Annotated in this window: 4 protein-coding genes; all 4 read right to left on the bottom strand. The window is 65.4% G+C overall.

Annotated elements, in window-relative coordinates; translation table 11 throughout:
* Positions 1-592 (bottom strand): S-adenosylmethionine:tRNA ribosyltransferase-isomerase (locus ACIQ42_RS17525; RefSeq protein ID WP_397423514.1); only part of this gene is annotated, 592 nt, incomplete at its 3' end.
* Positions 593-795: 203 nt separating this feature from the next.
* On the bottom strand, positions 796-1,260 hold the full coding sequence (locus tag ACIQ42_RS17520; protein WP_397423513.1) for a peptidylprolyl isomerase: 465 nt from the start codon (positions 1,258-1,260) through the stop codon (positions 796-798).
* A complete protein-coding gene (locus ACIQ42_RS17515) occupies positions 1,257-2,144 on the bottom strand; it encodes a peptidylprolyl isomerase (protein WP_397423512.1) in 888 nt (295 codons plus the stop codon). The genes ACIQ42_RS17520 and ACIQ42_RS17515 overlap by 4 nt, the downstream gene beginning before the upstream one ends.
* A 50-nt stretch (positions 2,145-2,194) precedes the next feature.
* Complete coding sequence (coaD, locus tag ACIQ42_RS17510) at positions 2,195-2,689, bottom strand: pantetheine-phosphate adenylyltransferase (protein WP_397423511.1); 495 nt, start codon at positions 2,687-2,689, stop codon at positions 2,195-2,197.
* Positions 2,690-3,048 lie beyond the last annotated feature (359 nt).

Genomic DNA, 3,048 nt, shown 5'->3' with positions numbered 1-3,048 from the left:
CCAGCCGCGCCAGAAGCTCCGGCGTGAAATGCAGACCCGCCGTCGGCGCCGCGACCGAGCCCTCTTCGGCGGCGTAGACCGTCTGATAGTCAGCCCGGTCCTGGGCGTCCTCACCACGCTTGGCGGCGATGTAGGGCGGCAAAGGCATCATGCCGTGGGCTGCTATGGCCGCCATGAGGTCGGAGCCCGCCAGATCGAAGGCCAGCACAATCTCACCGCCCTCACCCTTCTCCCGCACAGTCGCAGCCAGATCGGCGCCGAAGATGATGCGATCATGGGGCGCCAGCTTCTTTCCCGGGCGCATGAAAGCGGCCCAGGTCTGCTCATCCAGCTGGCGATGCAGCGTCGCCTCCACCGCAATCCGACTATCGCCCCGGATCCGCACGCCCTTCAGCCGGGCCGGGATCACACGGGTATCGTTCACCACCAGCACGTCACCGGCGCGCAGCAGCGCCGGCAGGTCATGGACCCGCAGATCCTCGAACGGTGCGCCAGGGTTCACCACCAGCAGCCGTGCAGAATCGCGCGGACTAGCCGGGCGCAACGCGATCAACGCGTCAGGAAGATCGAAATCAAAGTCAGCTAGTTTCATGGAAGGCGAGGTGAAGCACATGCAGGACACCCCGCGTCAAGGCCGGGAGCGAATGCGGTTGGCCCGGCAGGACATCTCGATCCTCATGACTGGCCGATCGACCACGTCTACGCCGGCCCGGGCTGGGCGACGGTCAAGGTTGAGCGCGGGCCCTGGCTGGGCTCGGACCACTATCCCCTGATCGTCACCCTGGCGCCGGTACGTTAGGCGTCGGCGGCGACCTTGGCCGAGATGATCTTGCCGGGGCTGCGCGGCGGCTCGCCCTTGGGCAGGGCGTCGACGTGATCCATGCCGTCGGTGACCACACCCCAGACCGTGTACTGGCTGTCCAGGAACCGGGCGTCATCGAAGCAGATGAAGAACTGGCTGTTGGCCGAGTTGGGATTGTTGGTCCGGGCCATCGAGCAGACGCCGCGCACATGCGGTTCCTTCGAGAACTCGGCCGGCAGATCAGGTTCCTTCGAGCCGCCTGAACCGGTACCGGTGGGGTCGCCGCCCTGGGCCATGAACCCGGGAATTACGCGGTGAAAGACCACACCGTCATAGAAGCCCTTGCGCGCCAGCGACTTGATCCGCTCCACGTGCTTGGGCGCCAGATCGGGCCGCAGCTCGATGGTTACGGCGCCGGTCTCCAGCTCCAGGATCAGGGTGTTTTCAGCGTCCATCATTTCACCTCAACAGGAATTGTCACATCACACGCCGTGAATTCGGCGCCTCGAGCGGCCTGGGTCCGGGCAATCTCTGCCTTGAACCAGGGGCCGGCCGGATCGATCACGCGAACCTTGGGTCGCTCTTTCTCGGGGATATCCGTCAGCAGGCGTACGCGGTCCATCCGATCCTGCGGATCGGCCACTGGCTCGCCCGTCTTGATGGCCTTGACCACGGACTGGCCCGAAATCACACGGCCCCAGGCGGTGTAGCGGCGCTCCAGCGCCGGATAGGCTTCACGCATCAGGTAGAACTGGCTGTTGGCCGAATCTTCCTCGCTGCCCCGCGCGGCCCCGGCGACGCCAGGGCAGTAGAGGCCGTAACCGGCGATCTTGCCGTCGCGGGTCATGGGGGCCAGCATCATGGACTGGGTGACTACCGGCAGGGATTTGATGAACCCCACCTCGGCCACACTCTGGTCAACGACGAGCACGAAGGGCGTCTCGGGGCCCCGCCGGAACATGAACTCGGCCTTCACGTCCGGCAGGCTTGAGCTGCCTGTGCCCCGGTTCTCCGGGTCACCGGTCTGGGCCATGAAGTCATCAATGACGCGGAAGAAGGTCAGCCCGTCGAAGAAGTGCTGTAGCGCGAGCGTGCGCATGCGCTCGGTGTAGAGCGGCGCGACCTCCGGAACCATCTCGACGATGATGCGGCCCTTGTTGGTATCGATCACCAGCACGTCTTCGGGCTTTGGCGTGCGCCAGTCGGCGGCGGTGGGCTTCGGGGCGGCGGGGGTCACGGCGGCCGCCGGAGCCGGCGCAGCGGGCTTGCGCACCTGGGCGAAGGTCGCACCAGCGGACAACGCGAACGCACCGGCGGCGAACAGAAGCAGGGTCTTTCTCATCGGCGCCTCTCGTAGCGGGCGATGCGCCGCAAAGCCAGTGTCGTATCGGCTCAGGTGCGGCCCAGCTTCGCCATCAACCGGGTCTTCACCGACGGGCTGACGAAATTGTCCACCTCACCGCCCAGTTGAGCGATCTCCTTCACCAGCACCGAGGCGATCGCCAGGTGTCGCGGATCGGCCATGAAGAACACGGTCTCGATCTCGCGATCCAGCTGCTGGTTCATGGCGGTCATCTGGAACTCGAACTCGAAGTCGGAGATCCGACGCAGGCCGCGGACGAGCACCGAAGCGCCGACGCTGCGCGCGAAGTGCATGGTCAGACCCTCATAGGGCTGCACCACGATCTCGGCCCGGCCGCGCAGGGGCGCGATGGTTTCCTCCACCATGGCCACCCGCTCATCCAGAGAGAACAGCGGCCCCTTGCCGACATTGATCGCCACGCCGATGATCAGCTTGTCCACCAGCTTGACGGCGCGCCCGATGATATCGGTGTGGCCGATATGGATCGGATCGAACGTCCCCGGATAGAAGCCGACGCGCGTCATAAGGCCTGGATCCCCCAACTTGCTCCAAAACGCCTTTCGCCGCCAAAGGCGGTTCTGGCAAGCGGAATTGTTCGGTTTCGCCGGGATACGAAGGTTGGGAACGCTGCGGCCGGCGCTGGTTGAACCGCAGAAACCGCAGAAACCGCAGAAATGCGCCGAAAGGCGGGGCCGATGATCTTCACCCACGCGGTGTCATCCCGGTTTTCGCGCAAGCGAAAGACCGGGACCCATAGACGCGGCGGCGCAGGGGTGGGTGAGGCATGGAAGTCGGGGTGGAGCCTGGCAGATCAGGCGCGGGCGGCGGGTTGGGTCCCGGTCTTTCGTGTTCCACGAAAACCGGGATGACACGTGTGGTAAGT

The sequence above is a fragment of the Phenylobacterium sp. genome, from assembly GCF_044372605.1.
Taxonomy (GTDB): Bacteria; Pseudomonadota; Alphaproteobacteria; order Caulobacterales; family Caulobacteraceae; genus Phenylobacterium.
Note: the sequence above shows the minus strand (reverse complement) of the source record. Positions and strands in the feature narration are given on the sequence as shown.

Bases quoted from the DNA above. Each gene is read 5' to 3' on its own strand.
- ACIQ42_RS17520 (WP_397423513.1), bottom strand. From the start codon at position 1,260: ATGATGGACGCTGAAAACACCCTGATCCTGGAGCTGGAGACCGGCGCC.
- ACIQ42_RS17515 (WP_397423512.1), bottom strand. From the start codon at position 2,144: ATGAGAAAGACCCTGCTTCTGTTCGCCGCCGGTGCGTTCGCGTTGTCC.
- coaD (WP_397423511.1), bottom strand. From the start codon at position 2,689: ATGACGCGCGTCGGCTTCTATCCGGGGACGTTCGATCCGATCCATATC.